Below are 24,435 nucleotides of genomic sequence, written 5' to 3'. Positions count from 1 at the left end.
ACCATGTTTAAAATGGTATGCCGGACTGCAATGGCTGCGTCGATCAAAATGCCTCCCTCTTAGGTCAACGATGCTACTACTCCGAAATAGTCTTTGAATTTAAGCTTTCCGTCCGAATCCAAAAATAGCGAACCGTTTGGCGCTGCTGCCGACGCGTACTCTACGATGGGGGCCGCATACCTGACGATATTGCCGGACGGTGTTACAGAAGGCGTCGCCTCCCTTACGTTATATGCGGAGTGATTCTTGCTGTCTTTGATCCATGCGCGATCCAGTGACGCGGGCCCGGCGCCAGTATACAGCCGCGTGTTAATGTCGACGCTATCGAAAATAATCTGCCCGGTCGTGCCGAGATTGCGCACCGATGGCGACATATTACCCTCGAACTTCAGCCGGAGAACTCCGCTGAGTTTCGTAAACGAAAATTCCATCGAGTTCGTACGGGCGGTAAGCGATGGCGTATGGACTTTCGCATCGATCTCGATGTCCGATACCGCCGGTTCGAAAAACGTGGTGCTGCTGTCGCTGTGAAACGTCGGCACGCCGCCAGCATCATACCCGGTTACCTCTAGGAATCCAATAGGCGCCCGATAGCGATCCTGTCCGCGCCAACCGTCAATGTCTACAGTAACTTTTACTTTATTGATACTGCCCGGCATCAACGTCGCGAGGTTGTCTTTGCTGCTACCGAACGATACGACCGGCCGATAGTCCGAGTTCGCCGTCCCTTGCGTGATCGACTTGACGTTCAGGTTAACGCCATAAATATTGCCGACCGTCACTTTCCCCGTCCACGCCTGCGTATAAATTTGGATGCCGCCGTTAGATTTTGCGGTACTCGCCGGATCGTTCGTAAAGATGATGAACGCATCCATGTCGATATCACGCGAGTCTTTTTCAAGTGCGCTTATCATGGCTGAAACGGTGCGCGGGCTTTTCGTCATCATTTTTACACGATGCTTTAGCACGCCATATGAAAAGTACGTACGGTGCGTCAGTTCGCCGTATATGTTGACGTCGACGTTATCTCCGGTATTCTGGAACGTTACGCCGTATTCGCAGCGAATCGCGCGGCCCTCGACGCTAATGTCGGTATTCGTCGTTGATAGCGTCCGCCCTTGAAAGTTAGCCAGCCGGTAATTATTCGTCACCTCAACGCCGCGAATCTTGATGTGTTTGTTATTGTCGGCGAAAGTGTAGACGTCATAGCCGCGATAGGTCGGGTCGGTAACCGTAACGAGATCCTTAATGTATGGCCCTTGCGTATCAACAAACGGACCGTTTGCGGTTATGTTTTTCGAGTTGTCGAACCAGAACAATTTAGCCGTTTGACCGGGAGTGTAATCGATTGTTCTGCGGATTGTTGCGCCAGACGCCTCGATATGGAATCCGTCGACCCAATTGAGCTTGAATAGCTCTGTATCCGCCGGTAATGCAACTTTATAGACGCCGGGCGGAATTAGCAGCGTGTGAATAGCCTTAGCGTTTTCAGAGTCGGCGATAACAAAATTAGCGCATTTTATAAACGCCTGCGTATCGTCAGCGTCTCCGTTCCCTACCGCGCCGAAATCTTTTACGTTTACTTGACCAAGCTTGGCCGCTTGTGCCATCGCACGTGCTATTGTATCCGCCATTACACAACCGCCCTCCCTTTGACCGTTACATTACCGCCAGCTACATCGGACAAGCGCGCGCGAAAATTCACAAGACCGGTAGCGTCGAATTGCCACACCTCATTGATGCCCGTCGTTTGCGTGCCTAAAAACATGTCGGATAGTCTGACACCCATAATCGGGTAGTAAGTTCCACTGATACTGGCGCCCTCGAATACGATTTTACGGCTCGTACTCGTGCCGGTTATCTCAATCGTGACCGTTTTGCAGCCTCCTACATTAAAGATTGTACCTGTCCCAGCCGCTGCTGCGCCGTCATGAAACGTAAGATCAACCGTTTTGCTGCCTACAATGCGTACATTTTGGCTGCCATCTTCATTAATCCCATCTGCCTCATTCGCAATGCTGTTGTCAGTCCGCACCATCTGTCCAGATTTGATTCCCAACGAATCCAGTAAACTCATAAGTTAACCAACCTCCATGATTTGGCTCCGATTTCTCGGGCGAGGTGAAGCGTGGACTTATCGTATCACCAGATCGTTTTTTTGGTATAGTTTACATATTTTACATTTTCGAGGATACAAAAAAACCCCGATCGCTCGGGGGTACTATCTTAGATCGATGATGTTGGATGGCACGAATCAATACAACGTCATATACTGATCGCGTTCCCAGGCGTGTATCTGGGTACGGTACATGTCCCACTCGATCTCCTTCAGCTCCACGAAGTGAGCAAGGGCATGATCGCCGAGGGCGTCGCAGATGATTTCGTCGTTCAGAAGCTCGACGAGCGCTTCGCGCAAATCCGACGGCAAGCTCGGAATGCCCTGATCTTCCCGTTCCTCTTCGGTCATCACATAAATGTTGCGATCCACCGGAGCAGGCAGCGCCGTTTTGTTTCGGATGCCGTCGAGACCGGCCTTCAGCATTACCGCCAGAGCCAAATACGGATTCGCTGCCGGGTCGGGATTGCGCACCTCTACCCGCGTGCTCAAGCCGCGAGACGCCGGTATCCGGATCATCGGACTGCGGTTGCTCGCCGACCAAGCCACATAACAAGGCGCTTCGTAACCGGGCACGAGCCGTTTGTACGAGTTAACCGTCGGGTTTGTTACGGCGGCGAAGGCGCGGGCATGCTTAAGCACCCCTGCCATGTAGTAACGAGCCGTTTCGCTCAGGCCGAGCTTGTCGCTGTCGTCAAAGAAGATGTTCGTATTGCCCTGGAACAGCGAAATATGGCAGTGCATGCCGGAACCGTTCACGCCGAACAGCGGCTTCGGCATAAAGGTCGCATGGAGCCCATGCTGTCTCGCGATCGTTTTGACGACAAGCTTAAACGTCTGGATCTGATCCGCCGCTCTGACGGCATCGGCATATTTAAAGTCGATCTCATGCTGGCCCGGGGCCACCTCATGGTGCGACGCTTCGATCTCGAAGCCCATTTCCTCGAGCGTAAGCACGATTTCGCGGCGGCAGTTTTCACCAAGATCGGTCGGTGCGAGGTCAAAGTAACCGCCCTGGTCGTTAAGCTCCGTCGTCGGGTTACCTTTCGCATCCGTTTTGAACAGGAAAAATTCCGGTTCCGGACCTACATTCATCGCCGAATATCCCATTTCTTCGGCTTCCTTCAGCGCGCGCTTCAGAATACCGCGCGGGTCGCCAGGGAAGGGCCGCCCGTCTGGCAAGTAAATGTCGCATATCAGCCTTGCTACGCGATCTTCCGTTACCCACGGGAAAATAACCCATGTGTTCAGATCAGGATACAGATACATGTCGGATTCTTCGATGCGTACATATCCTTCAATCGAGGAGCCGTCGAACATCATTTTATTATCGAGCGCCTTCTCCAGCTGGCTGAGCGGAATTTCCACGTTTTTGATCGTGCCGAGCAGGTCGGTGAATTGCAGCCGGATAAAGCGGACGTTTTCTTCTTTAGCGATTCGAAGTATATCTTCTTTGGTATAAGACGGGTGAGACATAAGAAACGTTCCTCCTCGAATTAAGGCTTAGTAGAAAAACTTCGATGAAGTACATACGTGCATAAAGAATTGCTGCTCTTAGCTCATTTGAAAAAACGTGAAAGCTCCCCTTGAATGAGAGACACTTTGCCGCGACGGTTGCCGGTAATAAGCTCCCGCTTGAGCATTTTGTGCAATTGCACGTCGGACAGCTCCTTGCGTTTCACTTCGGTTTGCTCGTTAATGATCGTTGCGTCCTCGGAATCTTTCGAGACCGGATTGAGCACCTGCTTGATGCCGGCAATATTGACGCCCTTCTCGATCAATGCTTTGATTTGCAGCAGCCGCTCTACGTCGTTGAACGAAAACAACCGCTGGTTGCCGTTCGTTCGCGCCGGAACGATCAATTCGTGCTGCTCGTAATAGCGGATCTGCCTGGCCGTCAGGTCGGTCAGTTTCATCACAGTCCCGATCGAGAACAAAGCCATGTTACGGCGAATTTCATCACTCACTTCACACCACTCCAACATGTAGAGGTTAATTTCATTGTACATATCGGACACAAACATGTCAATCCGTGTTAGGTTTAATTACAAAAGTCCTTTGTTCATCATATTCGTCAATGCCATCGCGACTCCCCATTTCACATGCGCGTAGGTAAGTCCTCCTTGCATATAGGCGATGTAAGGCGAGCGGATCGGCGCATCGGCGGAAAGCTCCAAGCTGCCGCCTTGAATGAACGTCCCGGCCGCCATAATGACCGGATGCTCATAGCCGGGCATCTCCCAAGGCTCGGGCACGACGTGGGCGTCGACGGCCGCCGCTTTCTGGATACCTTGCACGAATGCGATCAAATGCTCGGCCGATGTGAACCGGATCGCCTGAATCAAGTCGGTTCTGTCGTCCCTCCAGCCCGGACGGGTATCGAAGCCGAGCCCTTCAAACAATGCGGCGGCAAAGACGCTTCCTTTGAGCGCCTGGCCCACCAGATGTGGGGCGAGGAAAAAGCCTTGGAAGATGCCTCGCGTCGTCCCGAGCATCGCTCCTACTTCCGCCCCGATGCCCGGTGCCGTCAGCCGGTATGCGGACAACTCGACGAGCCGGCTCTTGCCGACGATGTATCCCCCCGTTTGCGCCAGTCCGCCTCCGGGATTTTTGATGAGCGAGCCGGCCACCAGATCAACGCCGACCTCGGTCGGCTCCAGCTCCTCAGTAAACTCGCCATAGCAGTTGTCGACGAATACGATCGTATCCGGCACGATGTCCTTCACGAACCGGACCATCCGCTCTATTTGCTCGACCGAATAGGAGGCGCGCCAGTCGTATCCTCTCGACCGCTGAATGCCGACTACTTTCGGCGGATCGGTAAGCAGCCTGTCCCGCAGCTTGTCCCAATCCGGCATTCCGTCCTCCGCCAGCTCCAGCTCGCCGTAGCGAATGCCCCAGTCCTGAAGCGAGCCTGTCCCGTCGCCCGGCTTGCCGATGACTTTATGCAGCGTATCGTACGGTTTTCCCGTTATGTATAACAGCAGGTCGCCCGGACGGAGCACGCCGAATAAGGCGGTGCCAATCGTATGCGTGCCGGAAGCGAAATGCGGGCGCACAAGCCCCGCCTCCGCTCCGAACACATCTGCATACACGAGATCGAGTACCTCTCTGCCGCGGTCGTTGTATCCGTAGCCGGTCGAGCCTCCGAAATGATAGTCGCTTACTTTAAACTTTTGAAAAGCGCGTATGACCTTCCATTGATTGCGGTCGACCCGCTTGTCGATCTCTTGCAGCTTCGGCGCGGCGAGCGCTTCCGCTTCGTCCATAAGCCGGGCTATGTTCTCCGGTACGTTCATCCTAGTAACTCTCTCCCTCTTGCTGTACAGCTTCGCTCGCCATATAGGCTTTAAAGATATGACCCATCTTATCGAACTCGCTTTGTTTCAGCCGGACATCGAAGCGGATTTCCTCCCCATCAACCTCCTGCTCCAATACGTCGCCCACCCGGTACAGCAGCGAGATAAGGTCCCCGCGACCTGCTGGTATAACGAAACGCCGTTTGCCTCCCATCAGCTTTTCCTGGACTGCCGTTTTCAGCCTCTCCAGATCCGGTTCGGCAAAAGCGGACACGCGCAGCGAATCGCCTTCGGCGGTCCACAGCTCCGAATGGCCGGCCGGCAGCAGATCGATTTTGTTAAACACCGTGATGCTCGGCTTTCCTTGCGCACCCAGCTCCTGCAAAATGTTCCCGACGACCTTACGCTGCTGATCCTTCATCTCGCTGGAGCTGTCGACAACGTGCAGGATCAGGTCCGCCTCGCATACTTCCTCAAGCGTCGCGCGAAACGCGGCAACCAGGTCATGCGGCAAATTTTGAATGAAACCGACGGTGTCGGTCAGGACGACTTCCTGCCCGTTCGGAAGCCGCAGCATCCGTGTCGTCGGATCGAGTGTCGCGAACAGCTGATTTTCCGCATATACGTTCGCGTCCGTCATCCGGTTCAGCAGCGTCGACTTGCCCGCATTCGTATAACCGACAAGCGCCACCTGGTACACGCCGGTTTTCTTCCTGCGCTCGCGGTGCAGCGCCCGATGCCGCTTCACCTCCTGCAGCGCCTGCCGCAGCTCGTGAATCCGGTTCCGGATATGGCGCCTGTCCATTTCCAGCTTCGTCTCGCCGGGTCCGCGCGTTCCGATGCCGCCGCCGAGGCGGGATAAATTCACCCCGTGCCCGGACAAACGCGGAAGCAGGTAGCTGAGCTGCGCCAGCTCTACTTGAAGGAAACCTTCTCTCGTTTTCGCTCTCTGGGCAAAAATATCCAAAATCAGCTGCGTCCGGTCGATAATTTTCAGATCAAGAGCCCGCTCCAGATTCCGTACCTGAGCGCCGGACAGCTCCTGATCGAAAATAGCCGTATTGGCGCCGAGCCGCAGCGCAATCTCGCGAATTTCCTCAACCTTCCCTTTGCCGATGAACCATTTCGAATCGATTGACTCTTTGGTCTGCACCGCCGAGTGCAGCACCTCCACACCCGCGCTTTCGGCCAGACTGATCAATTCCTGAAGCGAGTAGGCCACCATCTCTTCGGAAAGCCGCTCGCTTTTGAGCACCAGACTGACGACGACGGCTTGATCCGAAGCCGCCCCGCTTACTTCATGCGTCGATTGCTTCATTCACGAACTCCTTTATCGCAGCGGTACCTTTGCCCATTTTCGCGGTATTTTCGGGACCGGTTGCGCCATACGGCGGTACTTGGTATCGAAAAATGACCTTACGATATATTGTAACATATTTCGTGGCAAGGCAAATGTATTATGTCCCATGCGGCGCTTACGAAAACGGAAGCGCGATTTCGACCGTCGTGCCCGCTCCCGCCTTGCTTTCGATCGAAAACGTCCCGCCGTGCGTTTCCATGATGTTGTGGCAGATCATCAGGCCGAGCCCGGTTCCGTTCGCCTTTGTCGTGAAGAACGGTTGTCCGATCCGCGAGATTAACTCCTCCGGAATGCCGCTGCCCTGATCGGTAATCTTCACTTTGAAAAATTGGTCCGAGCTTTCCGTCCGTACGGTTACCTCGCCCCCGTCCGGCATTGCCTCAATCGCATTTTTGAGCACGTTGACGAACACCTGCTTCATCTGATTCTCGTCGCAGCGAATCGGCGGGATCGGCTCCATGTCCTCCATGACGAGCTGCACCTTGTTCAAGATCGCTTCCGTATCGAGCAGCGTCACGACATGGTCGATCACGGTCCGGATGTCGGTATCGCAGAAATTCGCCTCCCGAGGCTTGGACAGCAGCAAAAACTCGTTAACGATCAGATTGATCCGCTCCAGCTCGTTCAGCATGATCGGGTAGTAGGCTTTATTTTCGTTCGCCGACGTTTGCAGCAGCTGGATAAAACCTTTCAAGGCGGTCAGCGGATTGCGGATTTCATGGGCGAGTCCCGCTGCGAGCTGGCCAGTTACCGCAAGCCGGTCGGAATTGCGCAGCATTTCCTCCGCTTTTTTACGATCGGAAATATCTTTCGCTACGCCGTAAATGCCGACGATCTGATGATCTGCGAGAATCGGAATATTCGTGACGTCCACAAGCAGCGTGTGACCTTCCTTGTGAAGCAGGCGAAGCTCGATCTGGTTCGTGCCCCCCTTCATCGTCTCGAGGAACGATTTTAACGCCTTCAAGCGGTCTTCCGGATGAATGAGGGCGACAAACTGCTTTCTCGTAATTTCCTCCGCTTCGTATCCGAGCAGCGCGGTTGCCGCCGGATTAACCGCGATCAGCTTGCCTTTGCGATCAAACGTGCAGATCGGGTCCGGATTATGTTCGATGAGGTCCGACGTCTTCCCGTGAAACGTGGATAGCCGGTGCAGCAGCTTGAACTCGTACATATTCAAATCCGCGTCGTGCAGAAGCTCCTCGATGCGCGCCTCTTTGTTCGTGTCCGAAACGGATACGCCGACCGAGAATGAAAGCGCTACCGGAAAAAAGCCGTCGCCGGGCACGAACGTTCGTCCGTTCAGCTCCTGCAGCAGTTTTTCGCGTATATTGGCGTAACCTTCGCTGTGCTCCAGCACGATGACGAACTCGTCGCCGCCGAGTCGTCCGGCAATCCCGTTCACGTTCTTGATCATATGGCGCAAATAATCGGCGATGAACAGGATCACTTTATTGCCGACCATATGCCCGTGCGTATCGTTGATCTGCTTGAAAAAGTTCAGATCCATCAGCAGCACCTGCACCGACCGCCCTTCGTCTATCAGCCTTTGCCCGAACAGCAGCGTTTGCTGGAGCGAAGCCAGTCCCGTTAGCGAATCGATCGTACTTAGATAGCGGTACTCGTTTCTTTCCTTTTCCAGCTTGCGCGTATAATAAGCGAGAATCATGTAAGCCATTGCATTAAGCGTAATAAAAAATAAATGCGTCATCCATTCGTGACCGGTGGACAAATCGTCATACAGGTACAGCTTAATGCCGACCGCCATCGCAGCGACCAACGTATACAGCGGACTCGGAAGCAAAAGCGCGTAGAACAGCAGCAGCGGATATGCTGTAATGAGCATTCCGAACAAGCTGCCCGGCTCCATCGCAAGCACGTAGGTTAGGAGGGCTAGACTGGATAGGACGTACGCGGTTTTTCGCATCTTGCTGATACATACAGCTGCAAGCAGCAGCACTGTGAAGAGAAGCGAGGCCGTTGTTTTCAACAGATCGGGGACCGCATAGATAAACGCGCTAACGCCGGCCAACAGGACAAGAGCCGCGAGCATCGTATCTTTTTTTCGGTATGCGGATAAGCGTAATGATCGAATTGTGCTTATGGACTGCATAGGGTTCTTCCCTTCCGGTGCGTGATGATAGACCGATACAGGAGGAAAATGATAAAGCCATCCCCTGGCTAGGGACGGCCCATGGTCGTGATTGCATCGTGTGCGCGAAAGTTTCAGCAACCCAGCTGTCATAGCCCCACCGAGCCTTAGACCTGTGGCTTTGCGTCCCTGCCTTTCGGCAAGTTTGCCAGGTATGGTTTACAATATTTTCTACCCCGTCTCTCGCCCTCTAATATACCATACCTTTGTTTGCAGTGAAACAAAAATTCTAATGATTCCAACTTTTCTGCTAATAATGAATCTTCAAACTATTAAATCTTTAAACATCCGGCAAAAAACCAGCCTGGCTGATTTTGATTCGTTTCGGCGGGAGATAAGCTTCGAATGCGGACACGATGTCCAAATAGCGTTTACGGTCGTACCAGTCGCCAAACCCCATCTCCTCGAAAATGGCACGGATGCCGAGCGTTTCGGTTCTCCGTCCGAGGCTGCCGTCTCCCATGAAAAAGTCGTCGATGCATACCCGATCCGTTACTCCGGCGACTATCTCTGCGAATGCCGGACTGCTCGGCAGCACCGGGGAAACGGCTGCCTGTGTCGGCAGCCCAGCCTCCGCCAACTTGCGCAGAGCGGCCAGTCTCCCCGCAACCGGCGGCGCCGACGGGGTAAACGCTTTTCTGACGCTTTCCAGATCGGTCTCCACCGTCATGCTTATACGCAGCCTGTCTTTTAGCGCCAGCAGCAAATCGATGTCACGGGTTACTAGCGGACTGCGCGTCTGCACGAACAGAAAATCCGGAGGGTCGCTCACCATCGCCTCCAAGAAGGAACGGGTAATCTGCTCGGAAGCTTCAAGCGGCTGATACGGATCGGTGCTGGAGGACATGAAAATCGTTACCGGCCCTTTCCGCTTTTCTTTCGCCAGCTCCTTGGCGAGCAGCTGCGCCGAGCCGATTTTGGCGTCTACCCATTCTCCCCACGGCTCGCGGCGGAATAACGCGACGGGCATTTTGCGCACATAACAGTACGAACAGCCGTATTGGCAGCCCGCATATGGATTGAGCGTATGGCTGTAGCCCGTCAAATATCCGGAAGCCGGATTGAGTAAGCTCTTCGGCTGCTTGCGGCTGAACGTAGTCATAGAGAGCTTACAGGGCGTTCCGGCGACAGCTCCTTGAGCAGCCGTTCCAGATCGAGCCCTTCCATCGTCGCTATTCGTTTGCTATGCTCGCCAAATGCCAGCGTCCCGGTCACCGCGTTCGGTACGATTACACAGTGGAGTCCGGCCCGAAACGCGGCCAAAGCTCCGTTCGGCGAGTCCTCAAACGCCAGCGCCTCATGCGGCTGCACGCCCAAATGCTCTACCGCCTGCCTGTACAACTCGGGGTCCGGCTTCACCTTCGCCACGTTGTCACGAGTGCGCATGATGGAAAAATAACCGCCGATGCCGAATTTATCCATGTAGCCGGTAATCCAGTCGATCGAAGAGCTGGAGGCCAGTCCGATCCGCAGGCCAAGCTCCTTCGCCTGCTCCAGCACGGATACGACGCCCGGTCGCAATTGCTCCTGCGCCATTCGCTCCGTGAACAGCTGGCGGCGCATCGTCTGGAACTTTTCGCGGTCGACCGGCTTTCCGGTGCGTTCCTCCAAATATACATAAGGATCGAATACCGACAACATGTCCGTTCCGATTACCCTCGACCAAACCTCTAGCGGAAGCTCCGCGCCGTGATGCCGGTACGTGTCGGCATAGGCATGGTATTCGTTCGTTTCCGTATCCAAAATTAGTCCGTCAAAGTCAAACACGACAGCTCGTATCACATAAACACTCTCCCATCCGGCCTATTTCGTTATATGTCTTCCTAGCCGATGCCCGTATTATACATGAATCCTCCGCAAGCTGCATGCGGGAGAACGCAAAAAAAACGTAAAAGAGGTAACGAAAAGCCGCTGCGATAGCGGCCCCCGCCTTTTCTCAGGCTTCGTCTAGAAGCTTTTCTTATCGACCCGCATATCCTCGGGCTTGATCGTCATGAGCTCCTGCCGGCCCGGAGACGAATTCGCGTATTGGCCGAGCAGACGCACTGCCTGGTACCGGACGGACTTCTCCATCAGATTGCGGACGAAGCGGGCGTTGCTGAACGCCACCGTGTCGTTCATTTTTTCCGCGGCAAGTAGTTGACGCAGCTTCATAAGACTGGCCGGAATTAGCGTATAATCCCGTTCCTTGACCATCCCTTCGGCAATTTGCACCAATTGATCGATCGCATAGTCGGGAAAATCGATCATAATTGGAAACCGCGAAGGCAGCCCAGGATTCGTCGCGAGGAAAAAATCCATTTCCTCCGAATAGCCGGCCAAAATAAGCACAAACTGATTTTTGTAATCTTCCATCGCCTTCACGATCGTATCGATCGCTTCCTTGCCGAAATCTTTCTCGCCCCCGCGCGCCAGGCTGTACGCTTCATCGATGAATAAAATGCCGCCCATCGCCTTTTTGATCAGCTCACGCGTCTTCAGTGCCGTATGCCCGATATATTCGCCGACCAGATCGGCGCGTTCCACTTCGACCAGATGTCCCTTTTGCAGCAAGCCCATCGCATGGAACAGCTTCGCGATAATGCGGGCGACCGTCGTTTTGCCGGTTCCGGGGTTTCCCTTAAATACCATGTGATACACCTGCTGCGAGGCGGCAAGTCCCGCTTCCGTCCGGAACTGTCCGATCTGCAGCAGCGCGTATATTTCATAAACGAGTTCCTTGACGTTCTCCAGCCCGACCATCTGATCCAGCTCTTTCATAATGTCGGCAAATGGCCCTTGCGCCGGAACGGTTTTTCCGTTTATTTGCGGTTCGGCTTCCGATAAGGATACCGGCTCGGGATTGCGCAGCACGACATTGATCTGCCGCGACGACTTGGGCGTATCGCCGGCAACGACGCGAATGTTCATCGGAATCACCTCTTGTTTATAGGTTACGGCCCGGCCGCCGAAGTCCGGAAGCCGGGTATTCCGGCCCCGCATTAAGCGGCGGAATGGCCCCTGCCTATAATGTACAAAGCAAGAAGTTGTCCTATGATTAAAGGAAGTAAAGTTAGCAAATTTTATGCTTGAATCGGGCGGCAAAAAGCGCCAAAATGGAAGGTAGAGGTTCCATTTTTCTCACACGGGATTAGGAGTGATAACGATGAAGGAGCGTCTCCTATTCGCTTTTTTGCTTATTGTTGCGATCTACACGATCGTTCCGTGGGTGGTGACGCGAATCTTTGCCATTGGCGTCTTCCGCCGGGGAAAAGCGTCGAATCAGGTCGCCCTGACGTTCGACGACGGTCCCGATCCAGTGTATACTCCTCATCTGCTTGATCTGCTGCGCAAGCACGGAGCGAAGGCAACTTTTTTCGTACTCGGCTCCAAGGCGGAGCGATACCCCGAGCTTATCAAACGCATCCATGACGAAGGCCATCAGCTCGGCATTCATAACTATTCGCACACGTCCAACTGGTTCATGTCTCCCTGGTCCGTACGCGACAAGCATGCTGACCGATCCGCCGACATCGTCGCTTCGATAACGGGCACGAAGCCGGCCTTCTATCGCCCGCCGTGGGGCATCCTGAACTTTTTCGATCTGTTCTTTCTGAAGTCGTACACCGTTGTGCTGTGGTCGGTTATGCCGAAGGACTGGCGCAGCCGGATCGGCCGTAACAAGCTGAAGGCCAGGCTGATGCGAAGCATACGCCCCGGCTCCGTCGTCCTGCTCCATGACAGCGGGGAAACGTTCGGAGCGGACCGTGATGCCCCTGCTTATATGCTCGAGGCGCTCGATGAGGTGCTCGTGCATATGCGGCAAAACGGACTCGTCACCGCTCGCGTCGACGAGCTGCTGCAACTGTCTGTGAAATACCGGCTTGGCTTGTTCAAGCGGGTGATCGTCAACGCCTGGATGGCCTGGGAGCGCTGCTTCGTCAAGCTGTTCCAGCTCAAGCTGGTCGACTCGGACAATCCGCTAGTTAAGCTGCGCGTACGGGAATATCAGGGCAGACAATCGATCGTGCTGCCGGACGGAGAGCAGATTCGCAGAGGGGATCTGATTGCGGAGATGCATCTGGACAACTATACGCTGTTCAAGCTCGGCCTCGATTCCCGGAGCAGCGTGCAGCTAGCCACTCAGCTCATTCGCCGAACGCGGATGCTGATGCCCACGATCAGCCAACTGCTGCTCACCGATCCCCAATATGAGAAGGTGAAGGGCTTGTACGGCATTACGATGATTCACCGCGGCTCCAAGCAGCTCGGGTTTACGGTCGTCGATTTGCCCGAAGGACTGTTCGCCAGTATGACTCGCACTTATTTGCGCCTGCTGCTGTATGTTGTTCACCCAAGGGGCAAGGAACGATTGAAGGAGAAAACCAATCTGCTGGAGCCGAAAATCGTCGCGATTTCGAAAAACGAATTAAAGCTCCGTTACATTGCTTGAAGCGGTTGTAACGTTAATACGAAGGAAAGAAACCGTCCGCTCGGACGGTTTCTTTGCGATAGTTCAACGTGAGGCGGATACGGGAGCGGTGCCACTTTTATGGAGTAGAATTAACCTGTCCCCGCTTATCAAGCCGTAGGCCGGAACGACAGCAGCAGCTTGTTTGCGTACCATTTGGCAAACGCCAGCGTCTCCCTGCCTTTATGCCAAGGCATCCAGATGACCTCCGAGTCGGCGAGCGATGCCGTAGCCCCGCTCAAGCCGATAAAATCCGCAATATCCATCGATCGGGCGCCATGATATTGATGAGTGACGATGATCGGGCGCGTCCAGCCTTCGCGATCCATAATCCGCTTGCTGAACAGCAGGTTCTCATATGTGCTCGTCGATTCTCCTTCTTCGAGGATCGCCTCCTCGGGGATTCCACGCCCGATCAAATATCGCTTCATTCCCTCCGCTTCGGTTATGGTAGCACCATTGTCGTCTAGTCCCCCGCTGACAATCAACCGGCTCACACCACCGATCTCGTACAGCTTGTACGCCTGCTCTAGCCGCTCTCGCAGCGCCGGACTCGGCTTGTCGTTTCTGAGCGAGGCTCCCAGTACGATTGCCACTTGTGCATCTCGGGCGAGCGGCATATCCTGGACCGATCGGATACGCCACTGGACATATCCGACCCAGATGAGCCCTAGCAGCACGGCAGCGCTGACGAATGCAATCAACCGTCTAAGCCATCGTTTGCCGCCTTGCGGGGAATATGCATGTCTCGATCTGTTCATGGTTCCCCCTTTAATGTCATAGACCCGTCTCGTCCGACAAAAACTGCCCGATTCTCGCAAACAACGCGTCCGCCTCCCGATCGAGACAGATGAGATGCTTCGAGGCGGGAAAGTACTCAACCCGCGCCACGCTCGGAATGAGGGAAGCGAGCACGCTGGCGCTATGCGGATGCACGACCGGATCGCGGCCGCTCTGGGCAATCATTGTCGGCGCCCCGATCCCCTTCCACATCGGCTTGGCCGAGCGTACCAGCCGCATGAATTGCACCGTAGCCCGCAGCGGCGTACGCCGGATTTTCATATACCGTCTCCAGTCGCCGGCTTGCAGCGCCGATCCGAAGTCCTGCAGCAGCAGATAAGGGCTCGCATAAATGACCGCCGCGTTCAGCAGCACGAGACGGCGAACCGGATAACGGCTCGCTATATGGGCCGCCAAAGCGCCGCCCATCGAAAAACCGACCAAATCAAACGAACCGTAACGTTCCGTCAGCCGCTGCGCCTCTCGCTCCGCCGCATCCAGCCAGTCGTTCCACCGGACCTGTCTTAGTCCGTCAGGTCGTTCGTGCCCCGGCAGCGTCGGCAGTAAACACGTCCAACCGGCGTTCTCCAAATACCGGGCGAGCGGCGTAAGTTCGAACGGCCCTCCCGTAAAGCCATGTAAGCCCAAACACACTTTATCGCTCATGGCCGCCCCCCCATCACTCGCTTATTCGTCGATCAGCTCCTGCAGATGCTTGTCTGCCACGAGCAGCAGGTCGAACGAACCGGTTCGGTATTCGTCCATCACATGATTAGCCGTTTCCCACGCCAGATCGGCGTCTGCCTGAGTCAGTTGGCCGCTGCGGACGGCCTCCTCCAGACGTTCTTGATACATGACGTACAGCTCCCCGCCGGGCAGCACAACCAGACTCAAGTACAAATCCTCGTACCACGGCACGCCGCTTTCGGTAACGCCTTGACACTTGCATATCGAAATGACCCTTTGCACGCTGCGGTTCGTATCGTCATACATGGCGGTAACCGTGTAATGCGCATACTCGGGAAACAGCTGTAGCCATTTGTACCCGTCATCCGCGATGCATATTCGCTCGGTCTCATATACGCTGTACAGCGGTTCGTTTACCTTCTGAAGCTCAACTAGCGTAACCGTTCCGGAAAAACCGATCGTTTTTACCGGGACAACGGTAAATTGTTTGCGGGCTATTCTCCCCCATTCGGTTCGATCTGCGTATTGGCGTATCAATTCGCTTCCATCCCCCTCGTACCGCTTCTGATTGCTGTCGCAATTATTTTTCTTGAATTTCGATTTTGTTTATTTTGACTTCCTTCATCGGAAGGCTGGGTTCTCCCCGCGCGTCCTGCTTGACGGGCGTAGCGGCAATTTTTTGCACGACATCCATACCGGAGGTTACTTGCCCGAATATGGTGTAGTCCGGCTGCTTGTTCAAATTGGCGCAATCGGGGCCCGTACAGATGAAAAACTGGCTGCCTCCCGAGTTTTTTTGCTGGGATTTCGCCATCGCGACAATGCCCGGTTCGTATTTGTACGTCGTTTTCAGCTCATCCTCGATCGTGTAGCCCGGACCGCCCATACCGGTTCCCGTCGGATCGCCCGTCTGGATCATGAACGATTTCATGATGCGATGAAAAACGACGTTCTCGTAAAATCCTTGTCTGGACAAAAAGACAAAATTGTTTACGGTTTTCGGCGCCGTATCCTTTAAAAGGTTGACGATAAATTTACCTTCGGTCGTATCGAATACCGCCTCATAGTTTTTATCCGTCTTCAGCGCCATTGCCGGCGGAGCGCTCCAGCTTTTCTCCCCCGTTTTTGCCGAAGGCATCCCTCCGCATCCGCCGAGCGCAAGGGCAAGCGCTCCTGCGATCGCAGCCGTTCCGATCGTTTTGACCCAAAACCGTCTCATTCGCTGATCCCTCTCTCTTCAATCTCGCCCCAAATTATACCACCTGTCCGCTTCGCGGATCAAATTCACGTGGAAGGCCCGGAATATTCTCCCGCAAACAAACACCCCCGCCTGAGCATGAGCGGGGGGGCCTGGTCCAGCCTGACGGCCGTTATTTGGCGATTTTCTCGTTTTCCGGCGGCAGCAAAATGATTTTGCCCTCTTCCACCGTCACGACCATCTTGTTCTTGTTTTTCATGCCGACCTCATCCAGCAGGTTGGACGGAATTTGCAGCCGCCCCGCCTTGTCCAGTATGGCGTATTCGACGTGCGTTTCCTCTTCGACGTCGTGGCCCTGCGCCAGTTCGGCCAGTTCGTCGGCATACGAACGGTTGCGGATAAACTCCGCCGACGTTTTGCCGTCGCGGATCGCGACAACGCGGTCGACCTTTTTCGCCAGCAGCGGGTCGTGCGTGACGATGACGACCGTAAGCCCGAGGGAGCGGTTCAGCTCCCGGAACAGGTCCAAAATCTGGTTGCCCATCTTGGAATCGAGCGATCCCGTCGGCTCGTCGGCAAGCAGCAGGCGCGGATGGTTCGCAAGCGCAATGGCGATCGCGACACGCTGCTGTTCACCCCCTGACAATTGGTTCAGCTTGTTGCGGGTCCGGTGGCTAAGGCCGACGGCATCGAGCAGTTCCAGCGCCCGCTGCCGCTTCCGGCGGCCTTGCAGCAATATCGGCAGCTCCACGTTTTCCAGCGCCGTCAAGTACGGAATCAGGTTGCGGGCATTATTTTGCCAGACGAACCCGACCGTTTCTCTTTTGTACTTGACGATGTCTTTCTCCGTAAATTTGAGCAGGTCCTTGCCGTCCACGACGAGATTGCCGGCCGAGGGGCGGTCCAGCCCCCCGAGCATGTTGAGTAGCGTCGACTTGCCGCTGCCGCTGTTGCCGATAATCGCCATCAGCTCGCCCGGCTCGACGTGCAGATCGAGCCCTTGCAGGGCAACGACCTCCAGGTCGGCGACCTTGAATATTTTCACCAAATTGTCGCAATGGATCATCGATTAGTCCTCCCCCAGCTTGACGGCCTGATGGATTTTGATGCGCGAGAGAAGATAGCCGAGAATGCACAATCCGATCAATATCATAATCGTAACGATCAAATACAAGCGCATCGAATCGGTCGGATCAAACATGACCTGAAACGGCGGAACCTGTGTCGTCGGGTTAAACGACAGCTGGAACAGCGGCACGAACAGGCGGCTGGTGACGCTGCCGATACCCGCTCCCAGCAGGAAGGCGGCCCCCGAGGTCAAAATCTGCTCCGTTATCAGCATCCCGATCAGCTGCGAGAACGAAATGCCGACGGCTCTTAGAATACCGTACTGCAGCACTCGGCCGTTCAGCGAAAGCACCCAGTACAGCAGGAAGCCGAAAAAGCTGATGACCACAGAGATCAAAAATCCGAGCGTCATGACGCCGTTGATCGCCATCTGGAACGGATCGTTCTTCGCTTGCGACAGCTCGTAGCTCGTATCGACGAAGCTTTCGATCGGCAGCTCCTTCGCATTCAGCGCCTCGTTGAACGTTACCTTCGCCCCGGGCTCGTCTTCCAGGTCGATCCACACCTGGTAAGGCTCGAGGGCGAGCGCGCTCTGGATATAGCTGAGGTGGCCGACGACGAGCTTCGGCGGCTCCGGTTTTTTACCGCCGCTTGGCGGCGCTTGCGGATTCGGGTTAAACGTCGGCCAGTAATCGACGATGCCATACACCGTGAACGGCTTGTAGGCGACATTGCTCCAGCCGAGGTTGAACGAATCTCCTTCCTTCAGCCCCATCTGCTCGGCCATCGTTCTGGAAATAAGTACGGCCGAAGGCTCGGTGGAGATCAGGTTCAAGTAATCGTAGAAATGATGCTCCAGCAAACGATCCTTGAAATAGGCGGTCCGGCCGAAATCGTCGGTATCGACGCCCATCAGCTTGATTTTCGAAGACGCCTTGCCGAGCTGTGCTACCGCATCGTCCTTGACGAATACTTTCGCCGCGTGGGCGACGCCCGGCAGCTCGCTGTACAGCTGGAACGGCGGCTCGGTATACTGAACGCGCTTCGGCCCCGTTATCGGCAGCGTCTGCGCGGATGGCTCCTCTTCCTCCGCAGCCCCCATGTCGTCTCCTCCGCCCATCATCGGCGGCGGCGCGTCGTTTTCCCACTTCACGTTCAGAATAACGTCCGTCCCGTTCTTGTACTTCACCTTCTCCAGCGTGTTGCTGTTCATCGTTCTGGCCGCGCTTGCGCTGAACAAGCCCGTAGCCAGCGTAATCATCAGGAATACCATCAGGAAGCTATACTGGCTGCTCGAGCGCCCCACCTGAATGAGCGTGGAGTACAGCGACGGCGGCCACAACTTGCGCCCGATAAAGTACACGAGGCGGACAAACAGCGGATATACCCGCAGCAGCAGCAGTCCGAGCCCAAGCGTGAACAAGGCGGGAACGAGGAACAGCAGCGGATCGACCTTGAAATTGGCCGAGTCGAGTCCGAGCGACTGCAAGTCCGTCATGCGCCGTTTAAAGCTTTGCAGCCCATAGATCGCTATACCTAGGAGCAATACGTCGATAAAATATTTGTGCCAGAAGGACATTTTCGTCATGCGCGCCATCTGCTGCTTATGCCCGACGATCGTCGTACGGGTCGCCAGCAGCGCCGGGATTAGCGTCATGACGAGCGAGAACAACACCGCGTACAGCGCATATTTGTAGGCGGTTGCGTTCACTTCCACGATCAGCGCGGAACGCTGGACGAATTCGAGAAATCCGCTGGAAGCGCCGAGCATGTTCGTAAGCATTTTGCCCGCATACGGACCGATCGCATAAGCGACCGCCCCCAGCATCAGCCCTTCGATAACATAACTCCCCAGCACTTGCAGGCGGCTGGCCCCCCGGCTGCGGAGAACGGCGATTTCCGTCTTTTGCCGATCAATGATGAGGTTCGACACCATGAACAGGTAGAAGCCAAGCATGATCATGACCGGCACGTTCAGCGACCAGAGCATAACCCGGAGCTGGTCCTGACGGTCCAAATATTTGGAGATGACGCCAAGCGCGGGAGCTTTGATCGCCTGACTCGTGAACGTATTCGATACGTAGTTGTCGATCTGCTGATGCGTCCTGATGAACGATCCGATCGACTGCATGTTCATCCGCGAATATTCCATCGCGAAATACCAGAAGCCCGCCCGAATCGTAATGTCTTTTCCGTCCGTAATGTATTTCTCGAACGCTTCGTAGTTCATAATGAAGGAACGCCCGTAGCTCTCCAGCGGCGTGTTCCAGTACAGATCGTGCTCGTCTTTCGAATTGACGACGCCGACCGGTTTTATGGTGATCGGATTTTTGACCCGCTCGTCTTCGATGACGAACTCGTTGCCGAGCACCATCTTGAGCTGCGTCAAGGCGCTTTCGATAACCAGCACCTCGAACACGCCGTTCACCGGCTCCTTGGCCGGCAGCTTTCCGTCCACGAGCTTGACATGGTCCTCGAAATGATCGAGCGCCACGATATCGACATTCCGTTTGACGGTAGCGTCGACCCGTTCTTTATCGACCGGAACAAAGTTAAACGTATCGGTCCCCCGCTCCTTGACAAACTGGAGGATCGGCAGATTGAACTTGCCGCTTGCCGACTGCATGTAAGCATCGACTTCATGGGCGCTTTTCCCGTTCTCCTCCGGCGTCTCGCCTGTCAGGAAAATCCCGGTGCGATGGGTAAGCGGATACGCTCCGTTGGAAACCTGGTAGTTTTCCAGCTCCTTGACCAGCATCCGCTGCAAAATCGCCTCGGTATAGATGGGCATGCTGCTGACCAGCGCTACCGACAGGACAAGCCCGAACAGCAAGCTTAGCTCCAACCATTTATTTTTGAGCATCTTGCGGAAAATCATGACTAAAATGGCCACGAAAACGGTTCCTCCTTTCGAGGAGATCGGCATGAAATGAGTAACGAACGAACGAAGGCAGGCAGATCGCTCTCGCGCTGCACCCATCGTTTTATTGCAAAATGAGCTTCTGCCCTTCCTTGAGGCCTTTTACGATTTCAACGCCGTCAGCCGTTTCCAGACCTTTTTCAACGTCGACTTCTTTAATGCTGTCGCCGTCGAGCACCTTGACGTAATTCCGTCCCAAATATTGGGCCAGAGCTCGCTGCGGAACGAGCAACACATTGTCCTTCTTGCGGGTTACGATATTGATGTCCGCCGTAGCGCCCAGCGTCAATTCCGGAATCGGACTTCCCACGTCGATGAACACCGTTTTCGCGTAGCGGTCGGCCAGAGCTTTAACATCGGTCGCAGGCGTGTTGGACGGAGACTGGACGACGGTCCCGGTCAGCTTCTTGCCCTTCACCGTAACGTCGACCGGTACGCCGACCTGCACCTCGAGCATGTCGCTTGTATTGCCCGAGCTGTAAGCCAGCCGGATCGAATTTGGATCGGATATAATGACGTACGTTTTGTTCTGCTGGATCGTATCGCCAGGCTTCGACGCCTCGACAAACGTTACTTTGCCGTCCATTTGCGCCCGCATCGTTTTGCCTTCCAATGCTTTGCGGGCGTCGCTTAACCGGAGCTCGGCGATATCCATTTCCATAACGCGAATTTTCATTTTATTCGGGTCCTGAGTCAGCTTCGCCTGATCGAGATTGTATTTGGCCTGCTCGTAATCCCGCTGCTTCTCCTTCAGCACGATAGCGGAATCGCCCGCATCCAGGATGATGAGCGGATCGCCCTTTTTGACAGTCATATCCTTAACGACAAGCACTTCCTGGATTTTGCCGGTCGTTCCCGTAAATTCATGGTTTTTCACATTGGTCGACTCTACGGTCGCTACGCCGGTAATGCGTTTGGTCGCCGATCCGACCTTGACCTCGGCGATCTCATAGTTTTCCTTCACCGGCTTGACAAGCGGAGGCTTAAGCGGCTCGTCCTCCTGTGGAAGCAGCGAGCAGCCGGAGCAAGCTGCCACGACAAGAACGGCGAGCAGCTTACGAGCCCAGAACGGATTACCCTTGATCGACAATTTGCCCATCCTCCAATGCATATACTTGGTCGACAATCTCCATAATCGCCGGGTCGTGAGTCGTGATGACGATCGTCATCCCTTCCTGCTGCACCAGATCCTTGAAAATTTTAATGATCTGCAGCCCCATTTTGCTATCGAGCTCGGCCGTCGGCTCATCCGCCAGCAGCAGCTTTGGCCGGTGCGCAATCGCTCTGGCGATCGCGGTTCTTTGCTGCTCGCCCCCCGACAGCTCGAACGGACGGTGATTCATTCGCGCTTTGAGGCCTACGCTATCTAGCGCCCGCTCGGCCAGCTCCCTATGCTTCTTCGCCTGCACGCCCGCAATGCGCAGGCCGAATTCTACATTTTCGTAGGCGGACATGAGCGGCATCAGAGCAAACGATTGGAATATGAACCCCATCTGGATACGCCGCAGCTCGTTCCGCTTTTTCTCCCCCAGCGTCGTTATTTCTTGTCCGCAAAAATAAATCGCACCTTCGGTCGGCACGTCGAGCGCGCCGAGCAGGTTAATGAGCGTCGTTTTGCCCGAGCCCGACCGCCCCTTAAGCGCTACCAAACGGCCGTACGGGATGGACAGATTGGCGCCCTTCAAGGCGTGAACCGCCGCCCCGCCTCTTCCGAACACCCGCTTGATCCCGACGGCCTTCAAGATCGGCTCGCTGTCCTGAGTCGGGTCATATAACGACAAGTCGGATTTGCGAATCGTTTCCATAATTCCACCTCATTAGCACAATCGTCGATGCTACTACTGTAATCGGTTTCAAGGAAAGAGAATAGTTCCATTTTGTTCGAAAAAGGGGGGGATTTGTTCGATAGCGCCATCCGCCGCAGCCTAGAGCCGGGCCGCCGCGCATAAGCTAACATACGGGAGGGATTCGGATGAAAGGAAACGAGGACTATTGTTTGTCCGCCGGACCGGCACACGCTCATTATGTAGCGATACAGTCATCCGTTACTTTGGGACATTCGCATCTGGTCGACTTCTTTACGTATCCGGTGAACGGAACTGCCACAGACGGTCATACGCATCAATATCAAGGGGCGAGCCGGGTAGCGTCCTATGAGGGGCAAGCTCATTTTCACCGGATTTCCGGAGAAACGGGGCCGGCGATCCCGCTTCCGGACGGCTCGCATTATCATAGCGTGGATGATAGAGTGAACGACGAGCCTTTTCGATTCGAAGGGGGCAGCTATCGAACGGTGCTGACCATTCCGCGCCATACCCACGCTTATTCCGGCGTCACCGGGCCGGGCATCGGTTACGAGCCCTCCGGATGGTAAATTTTATCGGCCTCTCACTCCGCGATTTGTGATATAGTTTCTAGTGCAAAGTCAGATCAAGGAGAGCGGCATACGATGAAGCTGGTGTCATGGAACGTAAACGGTTTGAGAGCTTGCGTCAATAAAGGGTTTACCGATTATTTCGCGGATGTGGATGCGGACATTTTCTGCGTGCAGGAAACGAAGCTTCAGGAAGGGCAGATTGGCCTGGATTTGGGGGAGCGCTACGAGTTGTATTGGAATTACGCCGTCAAAAAGGGGTATTCCGGCACGGCCGTTTTTACAAGAATAAAGCCCCTATCCGTTTGGTACGGTCTCGAGGACGACCACGAGCCGGAAGGCAGAATCATCACGCTTGAATTCGACTCGTTTTACCTGGTCAACGTGTATACCCCCAACGCCCGGCGCGATTTGTCGCGGCTCGATTTCCGGCTCGAGTGGGAGGACCGGTTCCTAAGCTATATGCAGCGGCTGGATAAGCAGAAGCCGGTGCTTGCGTGCGGAGATTTGAATGTGGCGCATCAGGAAATCGATATTAAAAATGCAAAGGCAAACCGCAACAATTCCGGCTTCACCCCCGAAGAACGAGACCGGATGAGCCGGCTGCTGAACGCCGGGTTCGTGGATACGTTCCGCCACTTTTACCCCGACCGGGCCGATGCTTATACGTGGTGGTCTCTAATGCCGCAAGTCCGGGCGCGCAATGTCGGCTGGCGCATCGACTACTTTCTGGCCTCAGCCCGGCTTGCTCCCGCTCTGGAGGATGCGCGGATCGACGCCCATATTATGGGGAGCGATCACTGCCCGGTTGCGCTGCTGGTAGCGGATGACCGGCTGGGTGCAGCAGTCCGTCCCGGCAATGAGCAGGAGCTCTCAGCTGCTGCATCGGACGAGCTCGGTTCATAAATATTGCGCGAAAAAAAGGCTGGGCCCATCGGCCGGGTTATCCCGGCCTGACAAGCCTCGTCACTAGATTCGGCATGTGCCGTCATTCGCGTCCGATTGCTACTGTCGGAAAGTCTCCGGCTTTTGTCCACGGTTATTCGAACAGCTTAGACCTGAACAACGTCGATGCTTTCCCAGCCTAGCCCGATTTCTATCAGAACATCTTCGCCAATACGGATTTCTTTGCGGGTAAAGGGCTTGGCTCCGAGCCTTCTGTAAAAGTCGACAGCCGGATTTCGCTCCAGCACCCACACCATCATCGCCTTGTAACCGTTTGCCTTCAAATGACGAACCAGATGGCCGGCCAATTTCCTTCCGATCCCCGTTCCCTGATACTCCCTAAGCAAATAGATCGCGTACAACTCACCGTCATAGTCGCCGCCAAGCTCCCGGCATTTGCCGCCGCTGCAAAACCCTGCGATCTGCCCCTTGTCGTCTAGCGCAAGGAACACGGCCTCGTCCTGATTCAAGTTGTGAAACGTCCACTCCCAGTTTTTCTTTCGTTTCTCTACGGACAAGCCGGCGAGGAAATCGTCCGCTATGATGCCCCGGTACGTAGTTTGCCAGCTGCGCACATGAACCTCGGCGATTCCCTCGATATCCGCCGGGCCTGCCTCCCGAATTTGCACCTGCGCCGGCGCCGGTTGCTTGACGTTCTCCTCCACAACGCCATCCAGCAAACCTTCGATTCTGCGTATTTCTTGATGATCCCGCGCATCAGCGAGAGGCACCCAGCGTAGCTCCTGCAGTTGCTGCTCGTCTTCGGCCAATTCGGGATCTGTCCCCAGCCGCGCCGTCCCGCTAATAACTCGCCCTTGGTAGCAGTAGTACATTCCTTTAATGCGGTCGCTATACGTCTCCACCAGCAGCTTGACGACTTCGATCTCCAGCCCCGTCTCCTCGCGAGCTTCCCGAACCGATGCCGCGGCAGGAGATTCCCCCGCTTCGATGCTGCCTCCCGGCAAAGTCCACAGTTGCTCCCCTTTATATATTTGCTTCACCATTAATATTCGCCCGTTATTCACTATTGCGGCGCAGCTTCGATTGCTCATCGACCCTGTTCCCCTCCCTTCACTTCCCGGCCCC

22 protein-coding genes and 1 riboswitch are annotated in these 24,435 nt (G+C 55.1%); of the genes, 3 read left to right on the top strand and 19 right to left on the bottom strand.

All coding sequences use genetic code 11. The features are described from left to right. Positions 1 to 59 precede the first annotated feature (59 nt). From D7M11_RS13985 to D7M11_RS13940, 10 genes are all read right to left on the bottom strand, one after another. Entirely contained in the window at positions 60 to 1,634 is a 1,575-nt protein-coding gene (locus tag D7M11_RS13985; RefSeq protein ID WP_120747854.1) for a glycoside hydrolase family protein, read from the bottom strand. Further along, complete coding sequence (locus tag D7M11_RS13980) at positions 1,634 to 2,077, bottom strand: hypothetical protein (protein WP_120747853.1); 444 nt, start codon at positions 2,075 to 2,077, stop codon at positions 1,634 to 1,636. Before D7M11_RS13980 ends, D7M11_RS13985 begins: the two co-directional genes overlap by 1 nt. 177 nt (positions 2,078 to 2,254) lie before the next feature. Further along, positions 2,255 to 3,592, bottom strand: a complete 1,338-nt coding sequence (gene glnA / locus D7M11_RS13975) for a type I glutamate--ammonia ligase (RefSeq protein WP_120747852.1) — start codon at positions 3,590 to 3,592, stop codon at positions 2,255 to 2,257. 83 nt (positions 3,593 to 3,675) lie between these two features. Next, positions 3,676 to 4,083 carry a MerR family transcriptional regulator gene (locus tag D7M11_RS13970; RefSeq protein WP_120747851.1) on the bottom strand — a complete coding sequence of 136 codons (408 nt, stop codon included), beginning with the start codon at positions 4,081 to 4,083 and terminating at the stop codon, positions 3,676 to 3,678. 78 nt (positions 4,084 to 4,161) lie between these two features. Further along, positions 4,162 to 5,385: a methionine gamma-lyase family protein gene (locus D7M11_RS13965; RefSeq protein ID WP_420818316.1), complete on the bottom strand. Its 1,224-nt coding sequence runs from the start codon at positions 5,383 to 5,385 to the stop codon at positions 4,162 to 4,164. 31 nt (positions 5,386 to 5,416) lie between these two features. Then, on the bottom strand, positions 5,417 to 6,733 hold the full coding sequence (hflX, locus tag D7M11_RS13960) for a GTPase HflX (protein ID WP_120747849.1): 1,317 nt from the start codon (positions 6,731 to 6,733) through the stop codon (positions 5,417 to 5,419). A gap of 157 nt (positions 6,734 to 6,890) precedes the next feature. After that, positions 6,891 to 8,828, bottom strand: a complete 1,938-nt coding sequence (locus D7M11_RS13955; RefSeq protein ID WP_193556193.1) for an ATP-binding protein — start codon at positions 8,826 to 8,828, stop codon at positions 6,891 to 6,893. A gap of 172 nt (positions 8,829 to 9,000) precedes the next feature. Next, positions 9,001 to 9,087, bottom strand: a riboswitch (cyclic di-GMP riboswitch). A gap of 120 nt (positions 9,088 to 9,207) precedes the next feature. Beyond that, positions 9,208 to 10,029 carry an SPL family radical SAM protein gene (locus D7M11_RS13950; RefSeq protein WP_120747847.1) on the bottom strand — a complete coding sequence of 274 codons (822 nt, stop codon included), beginning with the start codon at positions 10,027 to 10,029 and terminating at the stop codon, positions 9,208 to 9,210. Beyond that, positions 10,026 to 10,709 (bottom strand): HAD family hydrolase, encoded by a 684-nt coding sequence (locus D7M11_RS13945; protein WP_120747846.1) that lies wholly within the window; start codon positions 10,707 to 10,709, stop codon positions 10,026 to 10,028. Before D7M11_RS13945 ends, D7M11_RS13950 begins: the two co-directional genes overlap by 4 nt. Before the next feature lie 165 nt (positions 10,710 to 10,874). Then, positions 10,875 to 11,837: an AAA family ATPase gene (locus D7M11_RS13940; RefSeq protein ID WP_120748051.1), complete on the bottom strand. Its 963-nt coding sequence runs from the start codon at positions 11,835 to 11,837 to the stop codon at positions 10,875 to 10,877. A 235-nt stretch (positions 11,838 to 12,072) separates the two neighbouring features. On the opposite strand from D7M11_RS13940, the gene D7M11_RS13935 reads away from it, so the two are divergent. Further along, positions 12,073 to 13,359 carry a polysaccharide deacetylase family protein gene (locus D7M11_RS13935; RefSeq protein ID WP_120747845.1) on the top strand — a complete coding sequence of 429 codons (1,287 nt, stop codon included), beginning with the start codon at positions 12,073 to 12,075 and terminating at the stop codon, positions 13,357 to 13,359. A gap of 128 nt (positions 13,360 to 13,487) precedes the next feature. Here D7M11_RS13935 and D7M11_RS13930 read toward each other — a convergent pair whose 3' ends face one another. From D7M11_RS13930 to D7M11_RS13895, 8 genes are all read right to left on the bottom strand, one after another. Continuing rightward, positions 13,488 to 14,138 carry a YdcF family protein gene (locus tag D7M11_RS13930; protein WP_120747844.1) on the bottom strand — a complete coding sequence of 217 codons (651 nt, stop codon included), beginning with the start codon at positions 14,136 to 14,138 and terminating at the stop codon, positions 13,488 to 13,490. Positions 14,139 to 14,154: 16 nt separating this feature from the next. Continuing rightward, positions 14,155 to 14,823: an alpha/beta hydrolase gene (locus D7M11_RS13925; protein WP_120747843.1), complete on the bottom strand. Its 669-nt coding sequence runs from the start codon at positions 14,821 to 14,823 to the stop codon at positions 14,155 to 14,157. A gap of 21 nt (positions 14,824 to 14,844) precedes the next feature. Continuing rightward, on the bottom strand, positions 14,845 to 15,381 hold the full coding sequence (locus D7M11_RS13920; protein ID WP_120747842.1) for a ribonuclease FAU-1 family protein: 537 nt from the start codon (positions 15,379 to 15,381) through the stop codon (positions 14,845 to 14,847). Positions 15,382 to 15,424: 43 nt separating this feature from the next. Beyond that, on the bottom strand, positions 15,425 to 16,063 hold the full coding sequence (locus D7M11_RS13915; protein ID WP_120747841.1) for a peptidylprolyl isomerase: 639 nt from the start codon (positions 16,061 to 16,063) through the stop codon (positions 15,425 to 15,427). 151 nt (positions 16,064 to 16,214) lie between these two features. Continuing rightward, positions 16,215 to 17,108 carry an ABC transporter ATP-binding protein gene (locus D7M11_RS13910; RefSeq protein WP_120747840.1) on the bottom strand — a complete coding sequence of 298 codons (894 nt, stop codon included), beginning with the start codon at positions 17,106 to 17,108 and terminating at the stop codon, positions 16,215 to 16,217. Positions 17,109 to 17,111: 3 nt separating this feature from the next. Next, entirely contained in the window at positions 17,112 to 20,003 is a 2,892-nt protein-coding gene (locus tag D7M11_RS13905) for an ABC transporter permease (protein ID WP_120747839.1), read from the bottom strand. Positions 20,004 to 20,094: 91 nt separating this feature from the next. Continuing rightward, the gene (locus D7M11_RS13900; RefSeq protein WP_158606595.1) at positions 20,095 to 21,120 is read right to left on the bottom strand and encodes an efflux RND transporter periplasmic adaptor subunit; all 1,026 of its coding nucleotides are present in this window, start codon (positions 21,118 to 21,120) and stop codon (positions 20,095 to 20,097) included. Further along, complete coding sequence (locus D7M11_RS13895) at positions 21,104 to 21,835, bottom strand: ABC transporter ATP-binding protein (RefSeq protein WP_120747837.1); 732 nt, start codon at positions 21,833 to 21,835, stop codon at positions 21,104 to 21,106. The genes D7M11_RS13900 and D7M11_RS13895 overlap by 17 nt, the downstream gene beginning before the upstream one ends. Before the next feature lie 167 nt (positions 21,836 to 22,002). Between D7M11_RS13895 and D7M11_RS13890 the strand changes: the two genes are divergently transcribed. Beyond that, positions 22,003 to 22,404, top strand: a complete 402-nt coding sequence (locus D7M11_RS13890; RefSeq protein ID WP_120747836.1) for a YmaF family protein — start codon at positions 22,003 to 22,005, stop codon at positions 22,402 to 22,404. 75 nt (positions 22,405 to 22,479) lie between these two features. Then, positions 22,480 to 23,310: an exodeoxyribonuclease III gene (locus D7M11_RS13885; protein WP_120747835.1), complete on the top strand. Its 831-nt coding sequence runs from the start codon at positions 22,480 to 22,482 to the stop codon at positions 23,308 to 23,310. A 146-nt stretch (positions 23,311 to 23,456) separates the two neighbouring features. Here the strand turns inward: D7M11_RS13885 and D7M11_RS13880 are convergent, their stop codons facing one another. Beyond that, a complete protein-coding gene (locus D7M11_RS13880; protein WP_120747834.1) occupies positions 23,457 to 24,401 on the bottom strand; it encodes a GNAT family N-acetyltransferase in 945 nt (314 codons plus the stop codon). Positions 24,402 to 24,435 lie beyond the last annotated feature (34 nt).

It is taken from the genome of Paenibacillus ginsengarvi, from assembly GCF_003626695.1.
Classification (GTDB): domain Bacteria; phylum Bacillota; class Bacilli; order Paenibacillales; family NBRC-103111; genus Paenibacillus_AB; species Paenibacillus_AB ginsengarvi.
The sequence above is the reverse complement of the archived record's forward strand: the minus strand, read 5'-3'. Positions and strand labels throughout refer to the sequence as shown.

Coding starts and splice junctions, on each gene's coding strand:
- D7M11_RS13985 (WP_120747854.1), bottom strand. CDS start 1,634: ATGGCGGATACAATAGCACGTGCGATGGCACAAGCGGCCAAGCTTGGT.
- D7M11_RS13980 (WP_120747853.1), bottom strand. CDS start 2,077: ATGAGTTTACTGGATTCGTTGGGAATCAAATCTGGACAGATGGTGCGG.
- glnA (WP_120747852.1), bottom strand. CDS start 3,592: ATGTCTCACCCGTCTTATACCAAAGAAGATATACTTCGAATCGCTAAA.
- D7M11_RS13965 (WP_420818316.1), bottom strand. CDS start 5,385: ATGGACGAAGCGGAAGCGCTCGCCGCGCCGAAGCTGCAAGAGATCGAC.
- hflX (WP_120747849.1), bottom strand. CDS start 6,733: ATGAAGCAATCGACGCATGAAGTAAGCGGGGCGGCTTCGGATCAAGCC.
- D7M11_RS13955 (WP_193556193.1), bottom strand. CDS start 8,828: ATGCTCGCGGCTCTTGTCCTGTTGGCCGGCGTTAGCGCGTTTATCTAT.
- D7M11_RS13950 (WP_120747847.1), bottom strand. CDS start 10,029: ATGACTACGTTCAGCCGCAAGCAGCCGAAGAGCTTACTCAATCCGGCT.
- D7M11_RS13940 (WP_120748051.1), bottom strand. CDS start 11,837: ATGAACATTCGCGTCGTTGCCGGCGATACGCCCAAGTCGTCGCGGCAG.
- D7M11_RS13935 (WP_120747845.1), top strand. CDS start 12,073: ATGAAGGAGCGTCTCCTATTCGCTTTTTTGCTTATTGTTGCGATCTAC.
- D7M11_RS13930 (WP_120747844.1), bottom strand. CDS start 14,138: ATGAACAGATCGAGACATGCATATTCCCCGCAAGGCGGCAAACGATGG.
- D7M11_RS13925 (WP_120747843.1), bottom strand. CDS start 14,823: ATGAGCGATAAAGTGTGTTTGGGCTTACATGGCTTTACGGGAGGGCCG.
- D7M11_RS13915 (WP_120747841.1), bottom strand. CDS start 16,063: ATGAGACGGTTTTGGGTCAAAACGATCGGAACGGCTGCGATCGCAGGA.
- D7M11_RS13910 (WP_120747840.1), bottom strand. CDS start 17,108: ATGATCCATTGCGACAATTTGGTGAAAATATTCAAGGTCGCCGACCTG.
- D7M11_RS13895 (WP_120747837.1), bottom strand. CDS start 21,835: ATGGAAACGATTCGCAAATCCGACTTGTCGTTATATGACCCGACTCAG.
- D7M11_RS13890 (WP_120747836.1), top strand. CDS start 22,003: ATGAAAGGAAACGAGGACTATTGTTTGTCCGCCGGACCGGCACACGCT.
- D7M11_RS13885 (WP_120747835.1), top strand. CDS start 22,480: ATGAAGCTGGTGTCATGGAACGTAAACGGTTTGAGAGCTTGCGTCAAT.
- D7M11_RS13880 (WP_120747834.1), bottom strand. CDS start 24,401: ATGAGCAATCGAAGCTGCGCCGCAATAGTGAATAACGGGCGAATATTA.